General features: G+C 50.7%; 19 tRNA genes. All 19 read left to right on the top strand.

The features are described from left to right. Positions 1-39 precede the first annotated feature (39 nt). The 19 genes from ACERII_RS25720 (at position 40) to ACERII_RS25630 (ending at position 1,831) form a co-directional block, all read left to right on the top strand. Positions 40-116: transfer RNA gene (locus tag ACERII_RS25720), tRNA-Ile, on the top strand. Positions 117-139: 23 nt separating this feature from the next. After that, positions 140-232, top strand: a tRNA-Ser gene (locus ACERII_RS25715). Positions 233-255: 23 nt separating this feature from the next. Then, positions 256-330 (top strand) — tRNA-Glu (locus ACERII_RS25710). A gap of 27 nt (positions 331-357) precedes the next feature. After that, a tRNA-Val gene (locus ACERII_RS25705) sits at positions 358-433 on the top strand. Positions 434-464: 31 nt separating this feature from the next. Further along, positions 465-541, top strand: a tRNA-Met gene (locus ACERII_RS25700). 1 nt (position 542) lies between these two features. Next, positions 543-618: transfer RNA gene (locus ACERII_RS25695), tRNA-Asp, on the top strand. Between the two features lie 23 nt (positions 619-641). Then, positions 642-717 (top strand) — tRNA-Phe (locus ACERII_RS25690). A 20-nt stretch (positions 718-737) separates the two neighbouring features. After that, positions 738-822: transfer RNA gene (locus ACERII_RS25685), tRNA-Tyr, on the top strand. Between the two features lie 13 nt (positions 823-835). Further along, a tRNA-His gene (locus ACERII_RS25680) sits at positions 836-911 on the top strand. A 15-nt stretch (positions 912-926) separates the two neighbouring features. Continuing rightward, positions 927-1,001, top strand: a tRNA-Gln gene (locus ACERII_RS25675). A 6-nt stretch (positions 1,002-1,007) separates the two neighbouring features. Then, a tRNA-Gly gene (locus ACERII_RS25670) sits at positions 1,008-1,082 on the top strand. Between the two features lie 16 nt (positions 1,083-1,098). Beyond that, positions 1,099-1,172, top strand: a tRNA-Cys gene (locus ACERII_RS25665). A 32-nt stretch (positions 1,173-1,204) separates the two neighbouring features. Then, positions 1,205-1,293 (top strand) — tRNA-Leu (locus tag ACERII_RS25660). Between the two features lie 7 nt (positions 1,294-1,300). Beyond that, positions 1,301-1,377 (top strand) — tRNA-Arg (locus tag ACERII_RS25655). A gap of 9 nt (positions 1,378-1,386) precedes the next feature. Continuing rightward, a tRNA-Pro gene (locus ACERII_RS25650) sits at positions 1,387-1,463 on the top strand. A gap of 15 nt (positions 1,464-1,478) precedes the next feature. Next, positions 1,479-1,552: transfer RNA gene (locus ACERII_RS25645), tRNA-Gly, on the top strand. 37 nt (positions 1,553-1,589) lie between these two features. Beyond that, positions 1,590-1,666 (top strand) — tRNA-Ile (locus tag ACERII_RS25640). 7 nt (positions 1,667-1,673) lie between these two features. Beyond that, positions 1,674-1,749, top strand: a tRNA-Asn gene (locus ACERII_RS25635). A 7-nt stretch (positions 1,750-1,756) separates the two neighbouring features. Then, positions 1,757-1,831: transfer RNA gene (locus ACERII_RS25630), tRNA-Glu, on the top strand. The last annotated feature ends 25 nt before the right edge of the window (positions 1,832-1,856 follow it).

The following is a 1,856-nucleotide window of genomic DNA, read 5'->3' as shown; positions in this document are numbered from 1 at the left end:
AGATTTAGTATTGTAAATTTATTATCTTAACGTTTTTAAGGACCCTTAGCTCAGTTGGTTAGAGCAACCGGCTCATAACCGGTTGGTCGTAGGTTCGAGTCCTACAGGGTCCACCATTAAAGATATAAATATAATATGTGGAGGAATACCCAAGTCCGGCTGAAGGGATCGGTCTTGAAAACCGACAGGGGTGTTAAAGCCCGCGGGGGTTCGAATCCCTCTTCCTCCGCCACAATTCTAATCTATTAAGTATATGGCCCGTTGGTCAAGCGGTTAAGACACCGCCCTTTCACGGCGGTAACACGGGTTCGAATCCCGTACGGGTCACCAAAATATATGCAATACTTTCTGTATGTCGGAGGATTAGCTCAGCTGGGAGAGCACCTGCCTTACAAGCAGGGGGTCGGCGGTTCGAGCCCGTCATCCTCCACCATTTGATTTTATGAAATACCAATTAATAACGTCGCGGGGTGGAGCAGTCTGGTAGCTCGTCGGGCTCATAACCCGAAGGTCGGTGGTTCAAATCCGCCCCCCGCAACCAAGGTCCCGTGGTGTAGCGGTTAACATGCCTGCCTGTCACGCAGGAGATCGCGGGTTCGATTCCCGTCGGGACCGCCATTTTAAAAAACGTACTTTATAAAGGCTCGGTAGCTCAGTCGGTAGAGCAATGGACTGAAAATCCATGTGTCGGCGGTTCGATTCCGTCCCGAGCCACCACTTATATTTATTTAGATAGTGGAGGGGTAGCGAAGTGGCTAAACGCGGCGGACTGTAAATCCGCTCCCTCAGGGTTCGGCGGTTCGAATCCGTCCCCCTCCACCACTTCTTACTCATGGCGGTTGTGGCGAAGTGGTTAACGCACCGGATTGTGGTTCCGGCATTCGTGGGTTCGATTCCCATCAGCCGCCCCATAAAGTTAAATTTATTGGGCTATAGCCAAGCGGTAAGGCAACGGATTTTGATTCCGTCATGCGAAGGTTCGAATCCTTCTAGCCCAGCCATTTATTGCGGAAGTAGTTCAGTGGTAGAACACCACCTTGCCAAGGTGGGGGTCGCGAGTTCGAATCTCGTCTTCCGCTCCATGTATATTTTAAGCTTGGCGGCATAGCCAAGTGGTAAGGCACGGGTCTGCAAAACCTTTACCCCCGGTTCAAATCCGGGTGCCGCCTCCAATATAATATTCTTTAAAGTCCTTAATACCCTTGCCGGGGTGGTGGAATTGGCAGACACACAGGACTTAAAATCCTGCGGTAGGTGACTATCGTGCCGGTTCAAGTCCGGCCCTCGGCACCATAAATATGCGCCCTTAGCTCAGCTGGATAGAGTGTTTGACTACGAATCAAAAGGTCGGGAGTTCGAATCTCTCAGGGCGCACCATTATACCATCGGGAAGTGGCTCAGCTTGGTAGAGCACCTGGTTTGGGACCAGGGGGTCGCAGGTTCAAATCCTGTCTTCCCGACCATCTATAAAAAAATATGCGGGTGTAGTTTAGTGGTAAAACCTCAGCCTTCCAAGCTGATGTCGTGAGTTCGATTCTCATCACCCGCTCCATTTTCTTTGTGATAAACTGGACAACCCATATTAGTATGGGCCTGTAGCTCAGCTGGTTAGAGCGCACGCCTGATAAGCGTGAGGTCGGTGGTTCGAGTCCACTCAGGCCCACCAGTATTATTCCACAGTAGCTCAGTTGGTAGAGCAATCGGCTGTTAACCGATCGGTCGTAGGTTCGAGTCCTACCTGTGGAGCCATTATATTGGCCCGTTGGTCAAGCGGTTAAGACACCGCCCTTTCACGGCGGTAACACGGGTTCGAATCCCGTACGGGTCACCAAATTATTTAAAACTTACTGTATATC

It is taken from the genome of Evansella sp. AB-rgal1 (genome assembly GCF_041820985.1).
Taxonomy (GTDB): domain Bacteria; phylum Bacillota; class Bacilli; order Bacillales; family Salisediminibacteriaceae; genus Evansella.
This window is presented reverse-complemented; position numbering and strand designations above follow the sequence as displayed.